The organism is Herbaspirillum sp. Her2 (assembly GCF_057961375.1).
Window position 1 is genome coordinate 3,035,442 of record NZ_CM176331.1, and the last position, 26,190, is coordinate 3,061,631.

The 26,190-nt window shown below is 64.2% G+C and carries 16 protein-coding genes; 2 read left to right on the forward strand and 14 right to left on the reverse strand.

The window, feature by feature from the left end:
- Positions 1-136: 136 nt before the first annotated feature.
- From ACWHXP_RS13780 to ltrA, 12 genes are all read right to left on the reverse strand, one after another.
- Positions 137-1,300, reverse strand: a complete 1,164-nt coding sequence (locus tag ACWHXP_RS13780) for an alginate O-acetyltransferase AlgX-related protein (RefSeq protein ID WP_489635744.1) — start codon at positions 1,298-1,300, stop codon at positions 137-139.
- Between the two features lie 7 nt (positions 1,301-1,307).
- Entirely contained in the window at positions 1,308-2,738 is a 1,431-nt protein-coding gene (locus ACWHXP_RS13785; RefSeq protein ID WP_489635743.1) for an MBOAT family O-acyltransferase, read from the reverse strand.
- A gap of 46 nt (positions 2,739-2,784) precedes the next feature.
- Positions 2,785-3,453, reverse strand: a complete 669-nt coding sequence (locus ACWHXP_RS13790) for an alginate O-acetyltransferase AlgF (protein ID WP_489635742.1) — start codon at positions 3,451-3,453, stop codon at positions 2,785-2,787.
- Complete coding sequence (locus ACWHXP_RS13795) at positions 3,450-4,121, reverse strand: SGNH/GDSL hydrolase family protein (RefSeq protein ID WP_121037999.1); 672 nt, start codon at positions 4,119-4,121, stop codon at positions 3,450-3,452. The genes ACWHXP_RS13790 and ACWHXP_RS13795 overlap by 4 nt, the downstream gene beginning before the upstream one ends.
- A gap of 33 nt (positions 4,122-4,154) precedes the next feature.
- Positions 4,155-8,192 (reverse strand): cellulose synthase subunit BcsC-related outer membrane protein, encoded by a 4,038-nt coding sequence (locus tag ACWHXP_RS13800; RefSeq protein WP_489635741.1) that lies wholly within the window; start codon positions 8,190-8,192, stop codon positions 4,155-4,157.
- The gene (bcsZ, locus tag ACWHXP_RS13805) at positions 8,168-9,385 is read right to left on the reverse strand and encodes a cellulose synthase complex periplasmic endoglucanase BcsZ (protein ID WP_489635740.1); all 1,218 of its coding nucleotides are present in this window, start codon (positions 9,383-9,385) and stop codon (positions 8,168-8,170) included. The genes ACWHXP_RS13800 and bcsZ overlap by 25 nt, the downstream gene beginning before the upstream one ends.
- A complete protein-coding gene (gene bcsB / locus ACWHXP_RS13810; RefSeq protein ID WP_310839966.1) occupies positions 9,378-11,684 on the reverse strand; it encodes a cellulose biosynthesis cyclic di-GMP-binding regulatory protein BcsB in 2,307 nt (768 codons plus the stop codon). The genes bcsZ and bcsB overlap by 8 nt, the downstream gene beginning before the upstream one ends.
- Positions 11,684-14,032: a UDP-forming cellulose synthase catalytic subunit gene (gene bcsA, locus ACWHXP_RS13815; protein ID WP_489624919.1), complete on the reverse strand. Its 2,349-nt coding sequence runs from the start codon at positions 14,030-14,032 to the stop codon at positions 11,684-11,686. Before bcsA ends, bcsB begins: the two co-directional genes overlap by 1 nt.
- Complete coding sequence (gene bcsQ, locus ACWHXP_RS13820) at positions 14,029-15,318, reverse strand: cellulose biosynthesis protein BcsQ (RefSeq protein ID WP_489635739.1); 1,290 nt, start codon at positions 15,316-15,318, stop codon at positions 14,029-14,031. Before bcsQ ends, bcsA begins: the two co-directional genes overlap by 4 nt.
- Before the next feature lie 578 nt (positions 15,319-15,896).
- Positions 15,897-18,203, reverse strand: a complete 2,307-nt coding sequence (locus tag ACWHXP_RS13825; protein WP_489635738.1) for an ATP-dependent DNA helicase — start codon at positions 18,201-18,203, stop codon at positions 15,897-15,899.
- A complete protein-coding gene (locus tag ACWHXP_RS13830) occupies positions 18,200-19,852 on the reverse strand; it encodes a VRR-NUC domain-containing protein (protein WP_489635737.1) in 1,653 nt (550 codons plus the stop codon). Before ACWHXP_RS13830 ends, ACWHXP_RS13825 begins: the two co-directional genes overlap by 4 nt.
- A 100-nt stretch (positions 19,853-19,952) precedes the next feature.
- Positions 19,953-21,686, reverse strand: a complete 1,734-nt coding sequence (gene ltrA, locus ACWHXP_RS13835) for a group II intron reverse transcriptase/maturase (protein WP_489634007.1) — start codon at positions 21,684-21,686, stop codon at positions 19,953-19,955.
- Positions 21,687-22,457: 771 nt separating this feature from the next.
- On the opposite strand from ltrA, the gene ACWHXP_RS13840 reads away from it, so the two are divergent.
- Positions 22,458-23,975, forward strand: coding sequence for a lyase family protein (locus tag ACWHXP_RS13840; RefSeq protein WP_489635736.1), 1,518 nt, complete (start codon positions 22,458-22,460; stop codon positions 23,973-23,975).
- 29 nt (positions 23,976-24,004) lie between these two features.
- Here ACWHXP_RS13840 and ACWHXP_RS13845 read toward each other — a convergent pair whose 3' ends face one another.
- A complete protein-coding gene (locus ACWHXP_RS13845; protein ID WP_489624914.1) occupies positions 24,005-24,427 on the reverse strand; it encodes an EamA family transporter in 423 nt (140 codons plus the stop codon).
- Between the two features lie 257 nt (positions 24,428-24,684).
- On the opposite strand from ACWHXP_RS13845, the gene ACWHXP_RS13850 reads away from it, so the two are divergent.
- Positions 24,685-25,209 carry a TIGR00645 family protein gene (locus ACWHXP_RS13850; RefSeq protein ID WP_489635735.1) on the forward strand — a complete coding sequence of 175 codons (525 nt, stop codon included), beginning with the start codon at positions 24,685-24,687 and terminating at the stop codon, positions 25,207-25,209.
- 249 nt (positions 25,210-25,458) lie between these two features.
- Here ACWHXP_RS13850 and ACWHXP_RS13855 read toward each other — a convergent pair whose 3' ends face one another.
- Positions 25,459-26,175 (reverse strand): ABC transporter substrate-binding protein, encoded by a 717-nt coding sequence (locus tag ACWHXP_RS13855; protein WP_489637776.1) that lies wholly within the window; start codon positions 26,173-26,175, stop codon positions 25,459-25,461.
- Positions 26,176-26,190 lie beyond the last annotated feature (15 nt).

Below are 26,190 nucleotides of genomic sequence, written 5' to 3' on the forward strand. Positions count from 1 at the left end.
TTAGCAGGCCCGGGGACCTGCCTCCAGCAAAGCGGAGGGCGGCACACATGAAAATGCGCCGGAAAGGAAATGATTTATTGCATTAATGCAACGTTAATGCCCGTTGAGACAGCATTAACGCCAGCTTAATGATGGATCAGCGGGCCAGTGAGATCGCTTCGTAGGGCGTCTGCAGGTCGCGCTCGGGGATTTCCCAGACCACCAGCTTGGGCGGCGTCTGGGTGAAGGCGGGATTGGCGAAGTAATCGCGGGCGCTGCCGGAGAACTTGCCGCCATCCTTGGCGAAGCTGCCGATCTTCGCGCCCAGCGCCATCTGCAGGAAGCCGACGAAGTTGGAATTGCGCGAGAACGAAGTACCGATCAGGGCCACGTTGGGCAACTCGCCGTCGCCCAACAGATCGTCGAGATCATCGCCGCCCTTGGCGACGGCGCCCTGCCCTGTGGCGGCCGCTTCCGTGAAGACGGTGGCGGCCACGCTTTCCGGCGTGGGTTGCCAGCGCAACGGCAGCCAGTCCAGTCCGGCCAGGTGCACCAGGTCGCCGGGACGCTGTGCCAGCTTGCCCGGCTGGGCGGTATAGGCCTGCTGCGGCGTGGCCTGCACGCCAGCGGCCGTGATGCGCGCGGCGATGGCCTGCGCGGCGGCGTTCGCGCCGGTCTCGTTCCAGTGCGTATCGGTGTGCAGGTAGGCCGAAGCACCGAGTGGTGCCAGCGCGGGGGCGAGGTCGATGGCGGCCACGCCATCCTGATTCAGTTCGCTCACCCATTGCGCGGCGCGCGCATTCAATTCGGCCGGACGCGTGAGGCCGCACAAGGCGCTGGCGGCGATGCGGCTCTTGTCCGGCACCACCGCCACCAGCAGGCCGATGCCACGTTGGGCCAGCGCCTGCCGGATGGCCAGCACTGCGGCGCGCTTGGTCTGCGCGTTGGCTTGTGCGTGGCGATTGACCTGCAATTCTTCGGCCAGGAACAGCCAGCCGGGGCAGCCGGTGCGCACGCGCGGGCCGGTATCGCCCAGCAGCAGCCAGCTGCCGGCGCGCTCCAGTTTGGCGGCCTGGTCCGGCAGCCAGGCGTTGGAAAGCTGCTTGGCCAGTTGATGCGTCAGCTCGCCATGCAAGGCGTCGTCGCGCGTCCAGCTGGCGGGTAGCCAGTCGATCTTGCCGGCGTACACCAGCCAGCCGCAGGAGATCAATCCTGCACACAGCACGGCGGCCAGCGCGGCACCGGCCCAACGGCTGGCGCGGCGCGCCATGGCGCTGGGCTCAGGAGGCGTATGTGCAGCGTGAACGGGGGGCGTGCTCATCGTCGGCTCAGAACTGGAAGTAAAGGAAAGGCACGGTCTCGCGGCTGGCGATCAGTGCAAAGGAGAGCAGGAAGGCGGCAATCGGCCACGCCCGCACGAACCAGAGATAGAGTGCGCGTTCGCCCCAGCGCGCCTCCAGCGCCGCCTGCCACAGCGGGGCGACGATCCAGAACAAACCCAGCAGCACGGCCAGCGCCTGCACCGGCCGCAGCATCACGGCCAGCGCATCGCTCAGGCCAGTGCCATGCAAGCCGAACTGGCCCGCATACATCGTGGCAGCGGTGGCGAAATCCGGCGCGCGGAACAGGGTCCAGGCCAGGCACACGAACAGCAGCGTCAAGCCATGGGCCAGCCACGAAGGAATGGACGGCAACGAAGAACGCGACCACGCGCGATCAATGCACAGCGCCACGCCATGCGCCGAACCCCACAGCAAATAATTCCAGCTGTCGCCGCCATGCCAGAGACCGGCGATGGCCATGGTCAGGAACAGGTTGCGATAAGTCTTCCAGACGCCGTGGCGATTGCCGCCCAGGCCGATGTAGAGATAGTCGCGCAGCCAGCTGGAGAGCGAGATGTGCCAGCGCCGCCAGAAATCCTGGATGCTGCCGGCCAGATAGGGATGATTGAAGTTCTCGGGGAAGTGGAAACCCAGCATCAAACCCAGGCCGATGGCCATGGCGCTGTAGCCGGAGAAATCAAAAAACAGTTGCATCGAATACGCCAGGCATCCGATCCAGCCATCGACCAGGGTCGGATGTTCCAGATGGAAGGCCGCATCCACCAAGGGTGACAGCGTATCGGCCACCAGCACCTTCATGGCCATGCCGACCATGAAGCGGCGCGCGCCCAGCGAGAAATTTTCCCGATTGAACCAGCGCTCGCGCAACTCGCGCTGCACCCAGTCGTAACGGATGATGGGGCCGGCAATCGAGTGACCGAACATCGAGATGTAGGTGGCGTAATTGATGAAGCTGCGCTCCACCGCCACCGTGCGCCGATGCACGTCCACCAGATAGGAAATCGCCTGCAGCACGATGAAGGACAGGCCCGCCGGCAGCGCCACCTTCTGCCACGCCAGCGGCATGGCACCGTAGTGCTGCATCAGATCGCTCACGGTGGCAGCGACGATGTTGGCGTACTTGTACCAGACCAGCACCGCCGTATTGAAGACCACCAGCACGATCAGCAGCAGGGGACGGCGCAGACTGCCCTGCCCTTCCTCACGCGCACGGGCGCGGTCCACCAGCAGGCCACCAACCCAGGCCACGATGGTCAGCACCACGTGCAGGGACAGGAACAGCGGACTCAGCCAGCCATAGAACAGCCAGCTGCCCGCCAGCAGCACGCCATTGCGCCCGCGCTGCGGCACCAGGGCATAGACCAGCAGGAACAGCGGCAGGAACAGCGTCAGGAATTCAAGCGAGGCAAAGACCATGGCGTGGTGCAGTCGGCGTCAGTCAGCGTAAGTCAGCGTCAAGCAATCAGTTGGCCAGCTTGTCAGTCGCGGCCAGGAGGCGCGGACCGCTGGCCGAGGGCAGCAGCAGGACGCTGTAGCGCTCGCCCGCTTTCAGTTCGCCCAGGTCCAGCACCGGGCCTGTGTTGGTCCCGCCGCACACCAGCTGCACCGACAGCTTGACCGGATTGATGGAACGGCGCTGCAGGCCGCCTTGCGCCACGCCTTTGAACAGGTCGGCAGTGCGGCCGGCCGGACGCAGCGCGGCGGCGGCACAGGAAGCATCGAGATTGAAGAAGGCCAGCGAGGCCTTCAGGCCATTGAAGTCATCCGGATTGTCCTGCACGGTGACCTGGCGGATGCCCTTGGGATCAGGCAGCACCACCACCGTGGCGAACTCGCCCGGCTTGGCCTGCACGCCCAGCTCCAGGCTCTTGCCCGCCACCGTCAGCGTGCCCTTGATGGTGGACTTGGCCTGCACCGGGAAGAAGGACGAGACCGGCTTGGCCGCGTCCAGTTTCAGCGGCGGCTGGCCCTTTTGGGCCACCACTTGCAGCGCGTCCGGCGTGGCGTTGATGAAGCGGATGAAAGCGGCATCCTCGGCCGGGCCGGTCGGATACAGCGGAATGTCAGCGGCCATCGCCCCCGCGCAGCCCAGCAGGGCCGCGCTCGCGGTCAGTGCGCGCAGTACGCTCATTTCTTGCCTCCCTTGGCGCTCACGGCATCGGCCGGCAGCTTGCCCAGCGCATCGCCGATGGCCGAACCCCAGGACTTGTAGCCGGCCACGGTGAAGTGCTGGCCATCGGTGGTGATCCATTGGCCCGGCTTGGACATGGCCAGCGAATCAATGTAGGTGCAAGGCGCCACGTTGGCAGCCAGGAACTGCGACATCAGCTGGGTGCGCGCATCGTTCTTCTGGTACATGCCGCCAGCCTTGCCCCAGGCCGGTCCGACCCAGGCGCACTTGGTGCCGGTGGCGGCAATCGCCTTGGTCAGGCTGGTCACGCTTTGCCAGGCCCAGGCCTTGGGGAAAGCCGGCTTGTCGTAGGAGGCCATGGTGTCGCCGATGACCAGCACCACCAGGTCCGGCTTGTCCTTGGCGATCAGTTCGGCGATGGGCGTGGTGCTGGCATCGCGGCCCTTGATCTGGATCTTGCCGTTGTCGATCTGCTCGGCACCGCAGTCGACCTTCTTGGTGGTCAGCCAATCGCCGGCACTGGCACCGCAGGCGCCGATGGAGTGGACCTTGGCGCCCATCTGGACCAGCTTGGCGTTCAGGGGTTCGGTGAGGTGGTCGGCCAGGCTCATGTGGCTTTCGCCCAGGACCAGGATACTCAGACCAGCGAGAATGGATGCAGCTGCCATGGCAATCTCTCTATCAAAAAATGTTCAGTCAAATCAGTTGGAGTACGGCGAACGATACGGGCTGACCGGCAAGGTCAGGAAACTGCCCTGCATGTCCTCCAGGGTATAGCGCAGGTACATGGCGACATTGAGTTCGCGGAAGTCGCTCGAATTGTTCAGTCGCAGCGTACCGCCCACAAACAGACGCGGCGCAAAGCGGTATTCGCCGCTGCCTTCCAGGCTGTAGCCGATGCCGGTCTTGGTCTGCTGCCCGTAGGTCTTGCCGCTGGCCGCTTGCAGGGCGGCATCCGTGGGGAAGTAATCCGCGCCGTCCTGGCGGAAGTACTGCACACCGGCCGAGCCCTTGAGCTGGAAGCTGAAACGGTCGCTGCGCTTGGCCCAGGTCACCGGCAGGCCCAGTCCCAGATAGGCCTGCGGGCTGAAGTAACCGCCGTGGCCATAGGTATAGAAGTTCTGGTTGTTGGCGTAGCTGATGAGGGTGGCGGAGACACCGGCCGTCATCTTCTCGTCGTTGCCGTTGGCCAGGTACTGGTAGGCACCGCCGCCCAGTTCCACACGCGTGTTGGATTCGACGTTGCGGCCCATCAGGCTGTGCAGGGCACCGTAGGCGTAGACGCCGGTCTGGGCATCATCCGAACTCATCTCGGCACGGCCGCCGTTGGCGGTCACGCCGCCCCAGGAACGGCCGATGCGCGGGTCGGTGCTGCCGGCAAACGAGGTGATGCTGTCGTTGACGGCACGGCGCGACACCGTCACGCCGAAGCGGTTGGTGCTGCTGCCGCCGAGCGGCTGCTCCACGCTCACGCCACCGACCACGTTGGGATACTTGAAACCGCTGGGTGTCGTGCCGATGTCGGCCTTGATGCCGTCGTCAGGACGCTCGTAGGCTACCGCCACGCCCACGCCGCTGGCGCTCTGCTTGCCCACGCCGGTGGCACTGGAACCGCCACCGCCGAAGCGGCTGGCGGCCTCGTCGGTCATGGTGCCGCCATCCAGCGAGACCGGCGTGATACGCACGGCCACGCGGTCATTGCCGACCGGCATGTTCACTTCCAGCGGGGCTTCGATATCGTTGATGCGGCTCAGGCCCGATTCGCTGGCATTGCCGCGTACCACCACGCCTTGCGTGACGTAGGGGCTGCGTGCCTGCAGGATGTCGTTGAGGGCGCGCTGCGCCGGCGTGAGGTTGTCCGCCGGCAGGCCTTGCTGGCCCTGCAGCGCCAGCAAGGCGCGCTGGGCGGCGGTGGCCGCGCCCGGCAAGGCGGTGGCAGGTGCGGCCCCTTGCTGCGCATAAGCGCCGGTCCTGCCCGGCTGGGTGGTCTGGACCATCTGCGCCGGAGCCGGCGATGCATTGCTGAACACCGGACCGAGCGCCGGGCCATAGGCCACCGCAGGCGCGGCCTGCGACGCAGCCACACGCGCGTTGGCCGGGGTCGGCAAGACGTCGGCCGCCGCCGGTGCGGAAGCCGTCATCATCGCCGGACGCAGCATGGTCTCGGCAGGCGGCGGGATGGCAGCCACATTCTCGTTGCCCGGCAGGCGACGCTGGGTGCGGAAGGGGTTGATGGCCGGATCGAAACCATTGCCCTGGGCCATCAGGCTGCGCTGGCGCGCCGAGTTTTCAATGGCCACCGCCTTGCGCAACAGTGCCGTGGCTTCGCCGGTCTTGCCCAGCGCACGATAGATGCGCGCGGCTTCGGTCAGGGTGGTGGGATCGCTGCTTTCCAGTTTGTTGAACTGATCCAGCAGGTGCAGGGCATAGGCATTGTCGTGCGCCTGCATGGCGGTATCGGCCGCGCCCAGCAACACCGTGACGTCGCGCGGATTGCGTTCGGCCAGTGGTTTGTAGAGCGCCAGTGCGCGGGCATTGTCGCCGGCCGCATTGAACATGCGGGCCAGTGCCGAGAGCGCACCGATATCGGTGGGCCGCTGTGACAGCGCGGGGGCCAGCGTGTCGTAGGCCGCCGCCAGGTCGCCACCTTCGCGCAGGCGTTCGGCCTGGCGCACGCGGTAGAGGAAACGCACATCGTCGTATTGCTTGCGCGTGGCCACGTCCATTTTCTGGTTCTGCAAGGCCGTGAGTACGCTGTAGACCTGCGCATCCTCACCGGCCCTGAGCAGCACCGACGCGTATTGCAGGCGCGTAGCGGCGCTCGGCGTGGCCGGCGGCGCAATCAGCGGCTGCATCAGCGCCAGCGCACGCGGGGTATCGCCCGCATCGACATAGGCCGAGGCCAGTGTGCCTGTGCGCTCGGAATTGCCGGCCGCTTCGGGCTGCACGCGATCCAGCAGCGCCAGGGCTTCCTGGCGCTGGCCGGTCTTGACCAGCTCGCTGGCATGGCCGACCTGGATGGTCAGCGTGACCTGGCGATACAGATCGGTCATCGGTGCGGTACGACGGGCCTCGGGGATGCGGCGCAGGGTATCGAGCGCATCCTGCCACTGCTCCATCTCGGCCGACAGCAAGGCGCTGGCGTAGAGCGCGTCGACGTTGTCGCGATGCTCGCGGGTGAAGTCATCGATGGTCACGCGCGCCTGGCGCGACTGGCCGGCCTTGATGTAGAGGCGGGCCAGGTCGAAGGTGGTCCAGACGTTGTCGGGATCGTTGCGCACCGCTTCGCGCCGGGCGTCCAGTGCGGCATTGAGATCGCCACGCTGTTCGGCCAGGTTGGCTTGCTGGGTCGCACGCAGGGCGCGCAGGCGGCCCTGGTCGCCGAACTCGGCCTGTTGTTGCGGGGTGAGCTTGTCGAGCAGGCGCAGCGCTTCATCGGCTTGCCCGGTCTGCGAGAGCACATTCACCAGACCGCGAATCGCACCGACCTGTGCCGGCTGCACCGCCAGTACCTGGCGATAGTGCGCCGTGGCAGCCTCGAGCTGGCCGGCCGTGACTTCGATATCGGCGATGGCGACCAGGCCATCGGTGTTCTTCGGATCCAGGCGCAGCGCCTGGGTCAGCGCATCCTGCGCCTGCCGGGTCTGGCCGCGCGCCTGCAGTTCGCGGCCGCGCTGGATCAGCAGCCAGTAGCGCACGCTGTCGAGCGCCTTCTTCCAGCCGCTGCCACCCTTCGCTACAGCGCGCGCCAGCAGCGGTTCGGCGTCGGCCAGACGGTTCTGCTGCTGGCGCACCACACCCAGGCCACCGAGTGCATCGGTTTCATCGGGATGGGTGGCGAGGCGTTCCTGGAAAGCCTTTTCAGCTTCCTGCAGATCGCCCTTCTCCAAGGCCTGCAGGCCGCGCGAGAGCACCGTCGGCGTCTGCGTGGCGGTGACCTGCGAGCGGCCCTTGGCCAGCAGGTCGCGGATGTCCTTGTCGTCCGGATGGACCTTGAGGAATTCTTCAAACAGCGGGGCCTGCGCCGGACTCGGCGGGCCCAGCCAGGTCAGCGCCAGACGCCAGCTTTCATCGGCGTCGCCACCGATGTCGGTCTGCTTGCTCAGGCGCGAGAGCACGCGGATGCCTTCCACCCGGCTGTCTTCATGGCGCGCCAGCTGCTTGCCGTAGAACAGTGCCAGGATGCTGTCCTCGGGAGTTTCGCGCAGCAGGCGTTCCATGCCCTTGCGCGCTTCCGGCCAGCTGGCATCGTTGAAGGCCAGGTTGTTGTAGTACTCGCGGCCGACCGTGCCCGAGGGCGTCAGGCCATTGAACATCTTGCGGAAGGTGTCGGTGGCGCGGTCACGCTCGCCGGCATCCACCAGGCGGCGGGCTTCGGCCAGCAGGGCCTGGTTTTCAGGGCGGGCCAGGGCGATGTCCTGCATCAGCTGGGCGGCTTGCCAGGGTTGCGGCGAGAGCGCCTGCAGCCGTTCCAGATACGCATTGGCCTGCTGCGGCCGGTTCTGCTTCACGCCGATCAGGCCTATGCCGTACAGCGCGTTGACCTGCGATTTGTCCAGCTGCAGCACCTTCTGCCAGACCTCGGCGGCGCGCTGGTTGTTGTTGCGCGCCTGCCAGTACTGGCCCTGCTCCACCAGCTGGGCCTGCAGGTCCGTCGGCGCAGCCAGGGCCGGGGCCAGGGGTGCGCCCAGGAGCGCGGCCAGCACTCCGATGGCTAGCGTGGTACGGCGCGTGCGCATGACTTCTCCCAAGACAAATTGAGCGTTCCGTCGTCGCGGAACTGATATCGCTGCTCGGCCCATCCGAGGCCGAACAGGCCGAGCATGACGTTGTAATACAGAATTTCCGGTTGCGCACTGGGCTGGGCCAGTCCGCTTTCCAGCTGTTGTGCGGCGCGCGCCTGCCATTGCGCGGCCAGGGCGTTTTCGCCCTTGGCCTGCAGATACGGCACCAACGCCGCGCCAAACCCGAACGGCCCCTGCCCTTCGACGGCACCGCTGGTCACGGCCACCTTCTCCGGCGCGATGCCGGTGGCGACGATGCGCTGGCGCATGCCATCCAGGGCGGCCAGCAGCGGTGCGGCCCCGGGGTCACGCGGCGAGGTCATGCCAGCCCACAGGTAGACGCGGATGGCGTCATAGCTGCCCAGTTCGCCCTTGGCCGGATCGACCATGAACTGGCCGGCTTGCGCCGCCGTCATCTTGTAGCCGACCCAATCCGCCACGAAACCCTTGGGGCTGGTGGCCTGGATCATGCGCACGGTATTGGTGGCGATCTGCTGCCAGGGGCCCTTGGGGCGCTCCTTGTGCAGACGGCGCAGCAGCGGCAACGGCAGGTAACTCGGATTGAGCGTCCAGGCCTGGTTGCCCTGGCTGAAGCCCTGCGGTCCCGGCAAGACCATCTTGCCCAGGCCAGGCAGGTCCACCACGAGGCGCGCTTCGATGGCGTCGAGCAGGCGCACTGCATCGCTGCGATAGGTCGGGCGCTGCCACAGGCGCGCCGCTTCCAGCAGCGCGTAGGCAATCCACAGATCGGCATCCGATGCGGAATTGGCGTCCTGCAATTGCCACTTGCCATCGGCACCCTGCCCCCACAACCAGCCCGGCAAGCGGTTGGCGGCATCGGGCGCCATCATGTTGTCGCGCGTCCAGCTCCAGATCTGGTCAAAGCGTTGCGGATCGTTGGCGATCAGCGACAGCAGCAGGTTGTAGGACTGGCCTTCGGACGTGGTGTGATTGGGCAGCAGGCTGGAGTGCAGGACCCGGCCATCGGGTTGCAGGTGACTGCCGGCCCAGGATTGCCAGGCCGGCCAGTCAACCGCCGCGCAGGCGGCCGGCGCGGCGCTGGCGGCCGCACCGGCACCATTGAGCGCGAGTGCGGCCATCACCTTCAACAGGCTGCGTCGCAGAGGCTGGAACGGCAGGTCAGGCATTGAGACGCTTTCTCGCCTTGGCGCGCAGGGTCAGGTAAGCCAGGCCGCCGAGCATCAGGATGCCGCCGGCAATCAGTACGAACATGGCCAGCACGTGGCGCGACAGCCACCAGCGCAGCATGCGCAGCGGCGACATGCTGCCGACGAAATAATTTTCTTCGGCCAGCAGCGGATCGATGGTGGTGCCGCGCACCGCCACCAGGCTGCCCTGGATGGTCTCGGCTTCCGGGTCCTTGCTGGCCATCGCATCGAGGATCTGTTGCAGGCCGGATGCATCGCCACCGGCCAGCACCACCACGCTGCGGCCACTGTCGAGGGGCGACTCGAAACCGGTCAGGTAAGAGGTCGGCTCGCCCCCCGAGAAGGCCAGTGCCAGCCGCGCACGGCGCTTGGCCTGGTCCTCGTCATCGATCTGCAGCCAGCTGCGCACGCGCAGGGCCAGGTCGGCCACCTGGAAGCGCTGCTTGTCTCCGGTCACCACCGCCGGCAGGCGATCGGCCCATTGCTTGAGCAGCGGCTGATTCTGTCCCGAGGCCAGCACCAGCAGGTCGCGCGAGGCCACCTTGTCGACCTGCGCAGCCTGGGTCACGGCCACGCCGGTCGCCGGATAACCGGTGGCGCTGCCGAAGCGGCCCAGCAGCGTCAGGTAGGCCGAGAGATCATCGGGCGTGGCATTGTCGGGCAATACCACCGCCGACTCCGAGAGATCGGCCATGCGCGTGAAGGGGAAACCGGCATCCTTGAACACGCCCAGATTGGGCATGGCCATGAAGTGATCGTAGCCGCGCAGGTCGATGGTGGATTCGGGATCGATGCTGCCGCGCACGTTGTCGATGATGACGTCCTGGCATTCGCCCTGCTTGACGAAATCGTACATGTAGCGCAGCTGCAGACGCGATTGCGGACCGGCCAGGTTCAGCGGCAGGCGCACGTTCATCTCGCGGGTCAGCGCGTCATCCTTGATGGCGGCCAGCAGGCTCTTGTCCAGCTGGTCGTGCGGCAGCAGGACATCGGCCTTGATCAGGCCATCATTCAGGCTGACCATGAAGGACGAATTGGACGACTTGGGCTGCGGCGTATAGCGATACACCAGTTTCAGCTTTGCGCCATCCTGTCGCCAGCTGGAGAGCGCGGGCGGGAAGTTGAGCGGAATGGTGATCTCGCCCGGGTTGTAGCCGGAGACATTGAGGCGCTTGGGATCGATCAGCTCGGAGAGTTTCACCGGACGATCGGTAGGCAGCCAGTTGGGCGCGTCATACGGCTGGCGCGGAGTCAGCGGCTGCAGCTTGTCGACCACCACCGAACTGCCCGCCAGGCCCTTGCCGCCCAGCGTCAGGGCAGCGGCGGCCTGCTTGAGTTCGGCGATGTTGCGGCCGGAGACGATCAGCAATTTGCCATTGGCATCATTCGGATTGGCCTGCACGGTCAAGGTCGGCCCCTTGGGCGCGGCCACGGCCACACCGGCCACGGTGGTGGCGGCCTCGCCGGCCACCATCAGCACGGCATTGCCGCGCTGGGGCAAGGTGTTGATCTGTACCGGGAAGCGCGCACCGCGATAGGCGGCCAGCGCGCCGAACCAGGACGACAGCGACCCTGCCGCTTCCAGCGTGCCGTTGTCGGGCGTGCCGGCAAAGATAAAGGGCAGGTTCAGCATGCGGATGTCGCGCCGGTCGAAGAAGGGTACGGGCATCAGCGCCAGGTCATCCTTCTGCGGCAGCGCCGTGGTCTGCAGGTCCAGCGTGGAGCCATTGGCCACGCGCGTCCACAGGCTGGAATGCAAGGGATCCTCGCAACCCATCGTGTAGTGGCCGATGAACTGCAGGCTCAGGCGGTTGAATTCGGTAATCAGCTTGGCCGGGATGTCGACCTTGGCGGTCTGCATGCTGCCGGAGTTTTCCTTGGGCAGCGGGATGCTGCCGGCCACGACGTCGTTGACCATCACGTTGATCTGCGACAGGTCCGGCAGCAGCGCGGGCGAATACGTGTAATACAGGGTCACGTGCGCACCGGTGGCGACCAGCGAGACCGGCACGTCGAAGTTGAGACTGTCGGTGGCATCCACGCCATGCAGGTTCATCGAACCGTTGCGGCCCAGCTGCTTGAAGGTGAACACGTAAGGATCGCCGGCCATCGGGATCGGTGCCGGCAGACCGGGCGTGGCCGTGGCTGCCGGAGTCGCGGGGGTGGCCGCCAGTGCCGGCAACGGCAGGCTGCCTGCCGTCATCACGGCCGCCAGCATCAGGCACAGGGAGCGCTGGCGCAAGGGCATCCGTTGCGCTTGAGACTGCTTCGTTTTCATTATTGTTTTTCCAGAGTGTTGTCGGTAACGGGCACAGTGGCTGCCGCCACTGTCGAGGGTGCTGCAGCGGGTGCCGGCGCGCGGCGTTGCGCACGCCGGCTGCGCATCAGGATAAGGGTCGCCTTGAACAATTGCCGTACGCCATTCATGCCGATGCCGGCGACTTCACGCAAGGCTTTGAGCGGTGTATCGGGACGGCTCTTGCCCCAGTTGTTGTCCCAGATGTCGGCGCGCGAGAAGGTCAGGCGCACCAGTTCGCTTTGCTGGCGCAGCGACAGTTCGTGGAACTGTGCACCGACCATGTCGTTGCGGCTGAACACCACCATTGCCGGGAATACCTTCTCCTGCGCATTGCGCATCATCGAGACTTCGATGCGTGCATTGCGTGCGATGCTGACGCCGGCAGGCAGGCGCAGGCCAATGCCCTTCTGCGAGAAGTCGAGTGTCTTGCCGTCGATGATGCTGCCGTCGTCGAGCTTGATGCGTACCGGCAGTTCGGCGGTCACGCGCGGCTCGCTGCGCACCTGGCGGGTTTCGGAAGCGACCGCCATGGCGGCGCTGCTGATGATGACGTTGTAGAGCGTCCAGGCCATGTTGATGAGGATGGTGGTGACCGCATTCGGATCACCATGGATCAGTTGCCAGATGCCGAAGCCCAGTCCGGCCACGTTCAGCCCCAGCAGCACCATGTAGGGCCGCGCCAGCTTCCAGTCGAAGTGGTCATCGGTGATGATGCCGCCCTTGTCGGTGACGTTGAAGCCGCCCAGCTTGGGGTTCACCAGCGCCAGCAGCACCGGCCCCAGGATGTACCAGGCCAGCACGGTCTCGTAGACCTCGTTCCAGAAGGAATGGCGGAAGCGTCCCTGGATGCGCGAGTTGGTCAGGCTGGCGTGCAGCACGTGGGGCAGCACGTAGGCCGTGATCATCAGCGCCGAGGCCTGGAAGATGTGGGCGCCGAAGAACAGGTACGTCAATGGCGCAGTCAGGAAGATCAGGCGCGGCAGGCCATAGAAGAAGTGCAGCATGGCGTTGAGGTAGCACAGCCGCTGGCCCAGACGCAGCCCCCTGCCCTTGAGCGGATTGTCGACGCGGAAGATCTGCGCCATGCCGCGCGCCCAGCGCACGCGCTGGCGGATGTGGCGCGCCAGGTTCTCGGTGGCCAGGCCGGCGGCCTGGGGGATGGCGAGATAGGCGGTGTTGTAGCCGGCACGGTTCATCTTCAGCGCGGTGTGCGCATCTTCGGTCAGGGTCTCGGTGGCGATGCCGCCGATTTCCATCAACGCGGTACGGCGCATGACGGCGCAGGAGCCGCAGAAGAAGGCGGCATTCCACAGGTCATTGCCATCCTGCACCAGGCCGTAGAACAGCTCGCCCTCGTTGGGCACCGAGCGGAAGGTGTTGAGGTTTTTCTCGAAGGGATCGGGCGAGAAGAAGAAGTGCGGCGTCTGCAGCATGGCCAGCTTGGGGTCCTTGTAGAACCAGCCCATGCAGATCTGCAGGAAGGAACGGGTCGGCACGTGGTCGGCATCGAAGATGGCCACGAATTCGCCGTCGGTGACCTTGAGCGCCTCGTTGAGGTTGCCGGCCTTGGCGTGCTTGTTGTCGGAGCGCACCAGGTAGTTCACGCCGATGTTGTCGCAGAACTCGCGGAATTCTTCGCGGCGGCCATCATCGAGCACGTGCACGCGCAGCTTGTCCTGCGGCCAGTCGATGGCCTGCGCGGCGAAGATGGTGAGCGAGACGATGTCCAGCGATTCGTTGTACGAGGGAATGAAGACATCCACCGTCGGCCACTCCGCAGGCGGCATGGTCAGCATCTGCGGCTTGCGGCGCAGCGGCCAGGCGGTCTGCAGGTAGCCCAGCGTCAGCACCAGCAGCGAATACAGTTCGGCCGCCAGCAGTCCGTAGCCGAAGCAGATGTCCAGCCAGCTTTCAAAGGCCAGCGTGGAACTGATGCGCCAGTACATGTAGCGCATCGACACCGTCAGCGAGAGCGTGATCAGCACCAGCACCGGGAACCGTCCCGACTGCTTGCGCAGCACCAGCGCGGCGACGAAGCAGCCGATGGCGAAGACGCATTGGGCGGCGAAGTCCAGCGGCACCGAAATGATCAGCAACGCCAGCATCGTGGCAAACAGCAGCACGGCCCATTGCACCAGACGGCGCGGCCCGCGCGGCAAGCCTTCGAGGCGCGCGCCGACGGTCTGCATCCATTGTTGCAGGCGGTTGGCCGATGGCCGTGCCGAGGGCTCCTGTCCTGGCGGATGCGGTGACAGCGTGGCGGCGGCAGGCAGGTCGGACGGGGCTGGCGACTGCGATGGGGAGGGAGCCTGGGATCCGGTCGTCATGCGCGTGCACCCGTAGCGACGGCTTTGGCGACAGCGGCGCGCAGCACCTCGCTCACGCCCTGCAACTGCTCATAGGCCGGCGAGTGGCCGTCCTTGACCAGCGGATTGAAGCCATAGGCCAGGCCTTCGCTGATGGCGTGATCGAGCGCGATCACCCCAGCCAGGCGCGGACCCATCCAGCGCTTGAGCACTTCCAGCATGTCCTGGCTGAAACTGCGGCTGGCATCGTATTTGTTGACCACATAGCGGCAGTTGTTGCGGCCATGCAGGACCTGGCGCATATGTTCCAGCGCCAGGAAAGAACCGGCGTCGGGCGTCACCACCGCCAGCACCTGGTCGGCGGCTCGCAGGGCCTGGTCGAGATAGGCGGTCTGTCCGGCCGGCAGGTCCAGCAGCACCACGTCGTCCGCCTGCAGCTGCAGGGCGTGCAACTGGCGCAGCAGCCATTGGCCATCCTCGGCCATCTGCTGGGCCAGCGCAGCTTCGCCAGCGGCGGCCACCAGGGTGTGGCTGACCACCTGCGTGCCGGCCATGCCGGCAGCCAGGCCACTGCGCCAATCTGCGGCGGCGGCCGCTGCAGCAACGGCGTCGGCACTCACGCCCAGATGGTATTGCAAGGCATTCTGCGGATCCAGATCGATGGCGATCACGCGGCCATGGCGCGCCAGGCTGCAGGCCAGGGCCGAGCACAGGGTGGTCTTTCCGACCCCGCCCTTGGGCGAGACTACGGCAATCACCTGTGCGGGCGTCGTGGGGGGCAGGGCCACGCCGGACTGGCCGGCGTCGTCATTGTTGGCGCGCTGCAGGGCCTCACGCTGACGCGCGGCCTCGCCCAGCATCGAACGCAACAGGGTGGGTACGCCAGGGCCATGGGGCACCGACGGGCTGATCTGGCTGACCGGCGCCGGGTTCGGGGAGGAAACAGGCACCTGCACGGACAGGGACGGTGCAAGTCTGGCGACAGGAGCGACCGGGACGGCGGCAGGCGCAGCAACGACAGGGGCTTCAACGACCGGCTCGCTGGCCGGCTCGGTCAGCGGCTCGATCACAGGCTCAATGCGCTGGGAGGAGGAAAGCGAAGGCGGGTCCAGCAGCGGCACCACCGCGCTGGCCGCCACGACCGGTGCCGGTTCGGCCTTCACGTCCGCCGCGGCCGGCTGCGCAACCACCAGCGGCGCCTTGGGCTTGCGGACCGGCTCCTTGTAGTTGATGGCGGCCTCGATTTCGAGATACCCATCCACCGTCGCCCCGAACTTGCTCAGCAAGTTGGAGATATCGTTTCCCATGCTTGACTCCCTGCCCTGTCCTGACGGCGGCGGCTTTTGACCGGGCGCGCAAGACCTGTCTGCAACCTTGTTAAAAAGCGGTAAGTGTTCCCATATGCTGCCATCCCCCAGCTATATTTATTCATCCGCTCTGACGGCGGGACTTTTCCCCTCTGGATGCGGAGTCATGCTCCGCGCGGACCAGGCGCAGGAATGTTGTTTTTTCGACCACATTCCACGTTGTCATTAAAGCAAACAAATCCTGATACCGCAACCTTCTTCGTTGCCAAAAATGTAAAAAGCCGACAAGACACAACACTCATTTCTTGCCAGGAACATATGAAGAAAGAGGCAGAATCTTACATGCGAGACGGACGCTTTGTTGCTCAATAGCGACAATTTGTTCCTCCTTCGACGCGGAATTGACACAGTTCCCGAAAGATCCCGCAAGGACACTCGCGAGCCACGGCTGGCGCGGCTTTTCGACTCTCATCCTGCGGGAGATCGGGCAAGCCCGGATTCGGCATGTCCACGTACCCGCCTATGCTAGGGGTTCGTAAAAAGATGTCACTCGGGAAAAACCTGAGAAGCCACGGCGCTCACGCTGGCAGCGCGCGGGAATCGGCGATCTGCCACCAGGCCGGCAGCAGTGCCTGCACCTCGGGCCGGCCGAAGCGCTGGTCGATCAGCCAGACCGTGCCTTGGTCAGTTTCGGTGCGGATGACGCGGCCGGCCGCCTGCACCACTTTCTGCATGCCGGGATAGAGGTAGGTGTAGTCGTAACCGCAGCCGAACAGCTGCTCCATGCGTTCACGCAACTGCTCGTTGACCGGGTTGAATTGCGGCAACCCCAGCGTGGCGACGAAAGCGCCGATGAGTCGATCGCCGGGCAGATCCACGCCTTCCCCGAAGGAGCCGCCCAATACGGCAAAGCCGATGCCCTGCCCGGCGCTTTCGAAACGTGCGAGGAAGGCATCGCGGTCGGTCTCGGACATGCGGCGCGACTGCTGCCAGGTGGCGATATGCGGATGCGCCCGTGCGAAGGCATCACGCGCCTGCTGCAGGTAGTCGAAGCTGGAGAAGAACGCCAGGTAGTTGCCCGGCCGCTCTTCATACTGGCGCGCCATCAGTGCGCAGATCGGTGCGATGGAGGCGGCGCGGCGCTGCCAGGTGGTGGAGATCTGATGCGCCACCTTCACCTGCAACTGGCTGGCCTGGAAGGGAGACTCGACATCGATCCAGGCGGTATTGGCCGGCATGCCCAGCAGATCGGCAAAATAATTCCACGGGGCCAGCGTGGCCGAGAACAGCGTGGTCGCATGCGCAAAGGCGAAGCGCGGCCCCAGGAAAGGCGCAGGCACCACGTTGCGGATGCACAGCACGGTATTGCGCTCATCTTCCCGGGTGAGATCAAACAGCGAGTGCGGGCCGAAGGATTCGGCCAGCCGCACGAAGGCCATGGCATCGAAGTAGAAATCGCGCAGCGGCGGATCCAGCGGTACCGCCACTTGCGCCAGGAAATCGCTGATGGCGCCCACGCTGCTGCTGAGTGCCTCGACGAACTTGGCCGGCGGCGCTTCCAGCACCTGATAGGGCAAGTCGGCTTTCTTGCCGGCGGCGGTCCAGGCGCGACCCAGCCGTTCCAGCGGCTTGGCCACGGCCGGCGGGGCCACGGCGCGCGCGGCCCGCAGCGCTGCCCGGCTCAGTTGCGCGCTGTACATGCTGCGCGCCCGCGAGACCAGGTTGTGGGCCTCGTCGGCCAGCACGCTCACGCGCCAGTCATGCGCCTGCGCCATGCCGTAGAGCATGGCACCGCCATCGAACCAGTAGTTGTAATCGCCGACGATGACATCGCTCCAGCGCGTCATCTCGCTACCCAGGTAGTAGGGACAGACCTGATGCTGCAGGGCCACGCTGCGCAGATGCTCACGATCCAGCAGCGGCTGCGAGAGGCAGGCCGCGCGGGCGGCAGGCAGGCGGTCGTAGAAGCCCTGCGCCAGCGGACAGGAATCGCCCCGGCACAGCCGGTCCGGATATTCGCAGGCCTTGTCGCGTGCGCACAGTTCCAGCACGCGCAGCGGCAGTTCGCCGTGATCCTTCAAAGTGGCGGCGGCATCCAGCGCCAGTTGCCGGCCGGGGGTCTTGGCCGCGAGGAAGAGGATCTTGTCCAGCCGCTGCGCCGGGGCTGCCTTGAGGGCCGGGAACAAGGTGCCCAGCGTCTTGCCGATGCCGGTCGGTGCCTGCGCCAGCAGGCTGCGCCGGCCCGTCTGCGCGCGAAATACCGCCTCCGCCAGTTGCCGCTGACCGGGACGGAAATCGCCATGCGGAAAGCGCAGTGTCTGCAAAGCCGTATCACGCGCCGCGCGGTGCGCCAGCTCCTGTTCGGCCCAGCACATGAAACGCTCGCATTGCGCCGCAAAGAGCGTAGCCAGTTCCTCGCGGCTGCGGGTTTCTTCCAGTACCGTTTCCTGCTGGCTGCCGATGTCGAAATACACCAGCGCCAGATGGATGCGCGCCAGCCCTTCCCGCTCGCACATCAGGTGGCCATAGACCCGCAGTTGCGCCCAGTGCAGGTGGCGATGATTGTCGGGCAGGCTGGAGAGCTGGCCGCGATAAGTCTTCACTTCTTCCAGCAGCTGGCGGGCGGGGTCATAGCCATCGGCGCGTCCGCGCACATGCAGCGCGCCATGATCGGCCGAGAGCGTCACTTCGCTCAGGTAGCCTTCCCCGCGCCGCTGCGCCACGATGGCGTGACCGGCGATGCCTTCCTGGGCGGTGGGTGTGGGCGTGAAGCGCAGATCGAGATCGCCCTGCTTGGCGGTGAATTCGCACAGTGCACGAACCGAGACGGTGTAGTGCGGTGCGGACTGCTCTTGCGCAGCGCCGGCCGAGAGCGCCTCGTTCATGCTGCCGCCTGTTCCCATTGCAGGTAGCACACCGCCACCGGCATGGCGTGTTGCGCACAGTAGTCCAGCCAGCGGCGCTGGTTGTCCTGCAGGCGGTCGCCCGGGCCTTTGACTTCGACCATGCGATAGCGCCCTTGCTGCGGCCAGAACTGGATCAGGTCGGGGAAGCCGTTGCGGTTCTCTCGAATGTCGTCAAGGATGCGCAGGCACCACAGCTTCAGATGTGCAGCGGGGATACAGTCCAGCGCCATCAGCAGCAGCTCGCGCGTGACCCAGCCCCAGGCGACGAAGGGCGATTGCAGGCCGTGCTTGCTCTCATGGGTGGCAAGGAGATGCGCACGGTAGCTGCCGTCATCGAAACGGCGCAGGCAGCGCGCCAGCACATCGCGCCGACGCGCCGCGAAATCGGCGCTCAAGAGATCGGCCGGCTCGCGCTGGAAGGGATGGAAGAAGGCGCCGGGAATGGGCGCGAACAGCGCTTCCCAGCACAGCAAGCCGAACAGGGCATTGGCCAGCGCGTTTTCGACATAGAACACCGGCGCATCAGCCCGCTGCAAATGCAACTGCACCGACCGCTCGACGCGGCCGCCCTCGGCCGGCAACACGAGCTCGATCTGATCGACCACGGCGGGGCGCGGCCGCAGCGCCGGCGGCAAACCCAGCTGGCGCGCCAGGCGCGGCGCGATGCGCAGCAGTTGCTGGCGTTCCGCCTCGCTCTCGGGCGATTGCCGGGCGATCGTCAGCAGGGCTTGTGCGGGACCGAAGCGGCCCAGTTTTTCCAGCACGCGGATGGCGCGTGCCCGTGCACCGGGATAACGGCAGGCAGCGTAGATCTGCTGTGCCTGTGGCCAGTCGCCGGCCTTCTCGCAATGCTGGCCGAGCTGGAACAGCAGGCGTTCACGGCGGCTCTCCAGCCAGGGATTGTCGAAGCGCTCCGCGGGTAGCGCGTCGAGCACGGCAGCGACCTTGTCACCGGCCTCGAAGCGCTGCTTGCAGGCCTGGAGTTGCAGGTAAAGATCAATGTCGGTGCGGCTGCGAAAACCGCGCGCCTCGGCAGAAAGGGCGATCTGTTCATAGCGCAGCGTACCCAGATCGGCCAGCACGAATTCGCTCCAGTCCTGGCGCAGGTTGCCGAAGAACATCAAACGCAAACGTTCACACAGGCCGCCAACCCGCATGCGCAGGACCGCTTCCCCGCCCTGCCCCGGCGCTATCCATTGCGACAGGCAACGCGGCGCGGCATGTTGCGGATCGCTTTCCAGCGCCGCCAGCAAGCTGTCCTTGCGCGCCGTCTTGAGCGCACCGCGCACGCTGAACCAGCGCAGCAGCTCCGGCTTGGTCGCCAGCGCGAAGACCTGGGCCAGCGACAGCGGGGCATCCTGCTCCACCCATTCGGACGGCAGATCGCGGGACGCCTGCAGCGGACAGCCGATCTCCGGACAAGCCAGGCGGCTGGCACGGAAGTGCTCGCCCTTGCGCATCATCATGCGCACGAACAGCGCCCGCGCAGCCAGCGGCAAGGTCGGGAAACGCAGCAGGAAATCGCGCTCCTCGTCCTGCAGCAGGTCGGCATAGCGCTGCCCCAGCCAATCCAGCGCCTGCTGGAAATTGCTCAGGTAGTAGAAACGGTGATCGGGGACGGCGGACATTGCGGCGAAAAGCAGGCAGGAAAGGAAGTCGGGTAGCAAAGGCACGTCGCCGTGCCTCCGCCCCCTAAGAACCGTACGTGCCAGTTTCCCGGCATACGGCTCAAGCCTCTTGAAGGCCCGTGAACCGCGGACCCGGTTTCTGTAACTTGATACCTTGGCTGTGGACCTGCTTGTGGCAGGTGTCATGCAGAAGTACCTCATTGGATGCGATCTCCTTTCCACCATGGCACCGTTCGATGAGATGGTGGATATGAAGGTCGCCAATCTCCAGAAGTTGATCGCAGACCAGGCACTTGCCTTGCTGAGACATCCATAGATTGGCTAATTTCTTGCGACCTTGGGTCGAACCCTTCATTCGCCAGACAGAGCGATGTTCGAAGTATTCTTCCCAAGCCGGATCGTAAGGATTGGCATCGGATTTGATCTTCTGATGGCGCTTGATAGGGAGTTGTGCAGCGTATCGGAGGACGTAGTATCTGTCCTCGTCGGGCTGCGCCGAGGGTTCCGTCTTGACGGCGAATACCCAGCTACGGTCGCCAATTCGATGGAAGTACCGAGGTGCTATCCATTTGGCCACGCGCTTGGGGTGTCGCCGCTTGGCCCACCGCCATAAACACTCCCAGATCTGGCTGTCCACGTAAGAGAAGGTTTCCTTGGATACGACATGGTGGTGATATCGTGCCCATCCGCTGATCATCGGGTTGAGTTTCTCAATGACCCTTTGTTGCGGCACGGCAGCCAAACGTCGCACCATGGCGCGAATCTTCTGGAGAAACGCGTGCACGTTCTTTTTCGAGGGCTTGATCAACAATTTCTTGTTGTACCGTCGAACGTTCTGTCCCAAGAAGTCGTAGCCTTCTTCGATGTGGGTGATCTTCGTCTTCTCCGGCGAGAGGGATAGCCCTCGGACCGCGAGGAATGCCTCCACTGCTGGCTTGATTTTTTCATCCAACAGTTCTTTGCTAATGCCGGTGATAACGAAGTCGTCTGCGTAGCGGACTAGATTGACTTTGGCCTTCTCGAATTGGTGGCGGTTCTTAAATTGCTCCCGCAGAGCCGCCTCCAGGCCATTGAGGGCAAAGTTCGCCAGTACGGGACTGATGATGCCACCCTGTGGCGTGCCAGTCTCCGTTGGTGCTAGTACGCTTCCTTCCATGTAACCAGCTTTCAACCACTTCCGGAGCACCGCCTTGTCCATAGGGACATGGTGGATCAGCCATTCGTGATCGATGTTGTCGAAGCATCCTTTGATATCCGCTTCCAATATCCAGTCGGCGGAACGTCTTGCCCCAACGCTACTCATGCTGCCATTGAAGCGGGAGTTCAATAGGCATTGCTGGATAGCGTCATGCGTAGACCGGGCCTTCCGGAATCCATATGACTGCTCATCCGATACCGTTTCGGAAACGGGATCAAGTGCCAGCAAGTGGAGCGCCTGCATGGCGCGGTCTCGCATGGTCGGGATGCTCAAGGGACGCATCTTGCCATTACTTTTCGGGATATAGATTCGTTTCAGCGGGAGCGGACGATACCCCTTCCGTTTCAGCGAGTCTATCGCAGCAGCCTTGGCAACTGGCGTCGACCACGTTTGCTTATCGACGCCAGGTGTCCGTTTGCCTTGGTTTTCAGTTACTCGTCGTACAGCTAACGCTTTGCCGTAAAACGAGCAGGTCAGCAGACGTTGCAAGGCTTGCACCTTGTTCCATCGCTGCTCTTTAGTTGCCTTCACGATACGGGCCTGCATTCTTCTTACGTAGCCGTGTGCCTTGGCCCAGTCAATGCTGTGCCAAGCTAGGGGTACGTCGGTGGGCGCACACGTTGACTGCCCGTTCATTTGCCTTCCTACCTTCAAAGATTATTCAGACGATCTCGTGACGAGAGACCTATCGGAAGTCTGCGCGCTTTCGCGTGGAGCGATTTCGACGCTTGTCTACGCTCCTATCCGAGCCATTACAGCTCGGCGTTTGCTTTCTCCGATTTCCTTTACCCGCTCACCCATCAGCATTCCTTACGGTCTGCCTGCCTCAAGGGCAAGTGATCGGGCTTACCCTGTTCCGGGAATTCAACAGAATGGCTAGGTTCCTTCTTTACGCCGAGGATAATGTGGTCTGCGTGCTCCCCCGACAGACGGGATGCACCTCATCCTGTAGCTTTTGCCCTCAGCCTTTCAGCATATTTGGCTGGACTGTATTCACGACGCTTGCAAAGGTTCACATGTGTTAACCGTCTTCCATTCGAGCCAAGCCCAGCCATCCGCGCTATGCTCGCCGATGTCACCCGCCTCACGGCATGGCTTAGGTCTTACGACCGCGGTACTTTATCCTCAGAGCTCCGCACCCAGCCGTTACCAGCTACGCACGTCTAAGTAGGCTACTGCTGGCAGAACAGCAGGTTCCATCACCGATGTTTTGGTGTGGAACGGTTGAATCCGCGACTTTCAGGTCGCACCTGTATGGATGCACAGTATATCGCGTAGATGCCAATAACTACACTTTGGAGACGAGATACCTGAAATATCAGGCTCTGTTCACCTTCAACCTGAATCGCGACTGCCCGCTAAGATAGTCGCCCTGCACAGACCAATCAACACTTCCAGGAGACCGCCTTGCCCAAGCTTTCCACCCTCGCCTTCGCGCTGTCCGCTGCCCTGCTGGCTTGCGCCGCGCCCTTGCACGCGCAGCAGACGCCGCGCCATGATGAATTCTTCTGGCTCGGCGAAATCAACAAGGCCACGGCCGTGATCAACACCGACGAAGGCTTGCTGGACAAGTCGATGACCCCGCTGGTCGTCAAGGGCATCCGCAAGGTGCTGGCCGATGGCGAGCTGCCGGGTGCCAAGCGTCCGAAGCTGGTGATCACCTTCGAGCCGCTGCTGATCCAGGCGGCCGGTCCGCAGATCACGCTGCTGCACGCCGGCCGTTCCAGCCAGGACATGCTGGCCACGCTGCGTGCGGCCATCCTGCGCGAAGACCTGCTGACGCTGGCCAACCAGCTCAACGCCACCACGGCGGCGCTGGTCAGACTGGCCGCCAGCCAGCGCGACACCATCGTGCCCAACTACACCAACGGAGTGGCGGCGCAGCCCAACAGCTACGGCCACTACCTGCTGGGCTTTGCCGCCGCACTGGACCGCGATGCCCAGCGCCTGCGCGAAGCCTATGGGCGCCTGGACCGCTCGGCCATGGGCACCACTGTCCTCAACGGCACCAGCTGGCCACTGAACCGCCAGCGCATGGCCGACTACCTGGGCTTTGGCGCCATCGTCGACAACGCCTATGACGCTGCGCAGCTGTCGGCGGTGGATGGTCCGGTGGAAGCGGGCGCGGTGGTCTCTTCCATTGCCCTGCATGCCGGCGCCTTCATCCAGGACGTGATGACGCAATATGCGCAGCCGCGTCCGTGGATCCTGTTGCAGGAGGGAGGGGCCAATACTTACGTGTCGTCGGCCATGCCGCAGAAGCGCAATCCGGGCCTGCTCAACAGCACCCGGCGCGATGCCTCGATGGTGATTGCCGAGGGCATGGGCGTGGCCATCGTGGCGCACAACATCCCGCCCGGCATGAGCGATGCCAAGGACGTGAAGCCCAACAAGGAGATGGTGCTCAATACGGTCAAGGTCCTGAAGAACTGGGAAAGCATCCTGGGCGCGCTGGTGATCGATCCGAAACGCGCGCTGGAAGAACTCAACAGCGACTGGACCGCGTCCCAGGAACTGGCCGACGTGCTCATGCGCAAGTACAAGCTGCCCTTCCGCGTGGGTCATCACTTCGCTTCGGAAGTGGTGGAGTATGCCAAGGCCAACAACATCCGGCCGCTGGAGTTTCCTTATGACCAGGCGCAGTGCATCTATCACGAAGCGGTGCTGAATTCGGAATTCCCGCAGGCCCTGCCGATGTCGGAACAGGAGTTCCGCAGCACCCTCGATCCGGTGGCGATCGTGCGCAATCGGGCCACCGTGGGCGGTCCGCAACCCGCCGAGATGGACCGCATGCTGCGCGAGGCCACTGCGCGCGTGGCGCAGCAGGATGCGTGGATCAAGGCCCGGCAGCAGCGCATTGCAGGATCGCTGCAGAAGCTGGATGCGGATTTTGACCGGATGGCCGTCTCGGCGGGGGTGAAGTAAGTCGTGCCGGGCGGGCCGTGCAGCTTGGCCTAGCCGCGGGAAATCACCAGCAATCCCGCAGCAATGAGCGCGGCCCCGATCAGCTTGGCGGGCGTGATGACTTCATTGAGAATCCAGACCGCCATCAGCAAGGCCACGATGACACTGCCCTTGTCGATCAGCGCGACGGTGGACACGTCCCCCGCCTTGATGGCCTTGTAGTAGAACACCCAGGAGACGGCGGTGGTCACACCCGAGAGGCCGAGCCAAAGGACGTTCTGCCAGGTGACCGCGCTCAACTGCGCGGCCGGCACGACAGCGGCGGCGAACATGAGGACGAAGACGAACACGAAGCAGGTCCGGATGGCCAAGCCCAGATCGCTGGAGATGCCGGTCAAGCCGAGTTTGGCGATGACCGAGGTGAAGCCTGCAAAGACCATGGAAATGAATGCGTAGGCGATCCAGCGTTCCATCCTCTTCTCCTTGAATGAAAATCGTGTGAGCCACACAGGCCACCGTCTGGCGTTCAGCCAAACCGATCAGGCGCACGAAACAGCCCCGGCATCTGCAAGACGCACTGAACGGCGAAGCGGAGTGATAGACTCAGCACTACCGAAAATCATTCGGCTCCGACCGATCAGAAATCATCCTGATCCGCAATGAGGCTCGTCCCCGTCGACGGGATGGACGAGTTCCGCGCCAACCGACACTTACAAGAGAATCCACGGAAATGCAAAAGACTGAGACGAAGGTTTTGGAGTCGCTCATAGAAAGATCCCTTTTCACCAGCAGATGGATTCTTGCCCCCATGTATCTTGGATTGTGCATGAGCCTGATCCTTCTGGCGTTCAAGTTTGCCCAGAAAAGTTGGGGCATGCTGTCAGACTTCATCAACATCGGTGCCAACGATACCATCGTGGGCGTTCTTTCTCTGGTGGATCTGACCTTGATGGGTAACCTGCTGCTGATGATCATGCTTGGTGGTTATCGTAACTTCGTCTCCCGACTGGATTTCCGGGGTCACGAGGATACGCCGGAATGGATCAGCCATGTCGGTTTCGGAAACCTGAAGTTGAAGCTGATGAGTTCGATTGTGGCCATTTCCGCGATTGAGTTGTTGCGGAGTTTCATGTTTATTGACTTGGTCAGCGACAGAGTGCTGTGGTGGGAAATCGGCATTCACTTCACCTTCGTTCTATCGGCTCTGCTGCTCGCTGGTACGGACCTGCTTTCATCGAAAGCAATACACAAGTAGGGCGCGCGTCCAGCATCGCCTGTCGTTGTTGTCTTCGAGAATCTCAACGGGCCAATTGGAATTTTCCTTGCCCGCCGGACGACTCTCCGGAAACGCTTTGGAAGCGACAGAACGCGCTTGTGCCATCAGCGCCCAATCTTCCTGGACCGATAGCCGAAGACAACAAATTCATCAACCTGCGTTCCATTTTCTTTTTCCTTGAAAGTGGTCCGTACAGAAGGGGTGAGTATCCGACATCCCTGAGCAACTTCAATCATCTGTTCCGGCGACGATCGCTCCCTCTATTCCATGGCGGGCCAGCGCTGCAGTCACGACACCGGCGGTCTTCATCTCCTCGACGAAGGCCGCCAGATACGCACGTGCCTTCTCGCCGCGTGCTGCCGGTGTCCCCATGGCCTGGCGGATGACCATGAAGCGCTGGTCGAGGATGCGCAATCCGCCAACCTTGGCAGCATCGGCCTGCAACTGCTGTTTCACGCCGGCGGCCACGTCCAGCCTGCGCTCGACAAACGTCGGCACTACCGCATTCGAGGTCGGCGTGCGCACGATGGTCGCCTGTTTCAGTTCACGGCTCAGGAAGAGGTCATAGGCGCTTCCACTACCGACGGCCACTGTCAGGCCCGGGCGATCCACCTGGGCATTGTCATGGATGGGAGAATCCGCCCGCACCGCGTAATAGCCCTCGATCAGGACGTAGGGCCGGGTGAACGCAATCTCGCGGGCGCGCCTTGGATCAATGGCGAAGAAGCCGATGTCGGCACGCCCCTCCTCCAGATTGGCGACGGAACCCGCAGCAGTCTTGCCAACCACCAGCTCAACGGGAACCCCGAGGCGCTGCCCCAGTTCGCGGGCGAGGTCAACGGAGACGCCTTGGGCTTGCCCACTCTGCGGATCCAGGCTCGCCAGTACCGGGTTGCCCAGATTGATGGAGGCGCGCAGCACGCCAGTCGGTGCCAGCTGCTGCACCAGGTCCGGATCCGG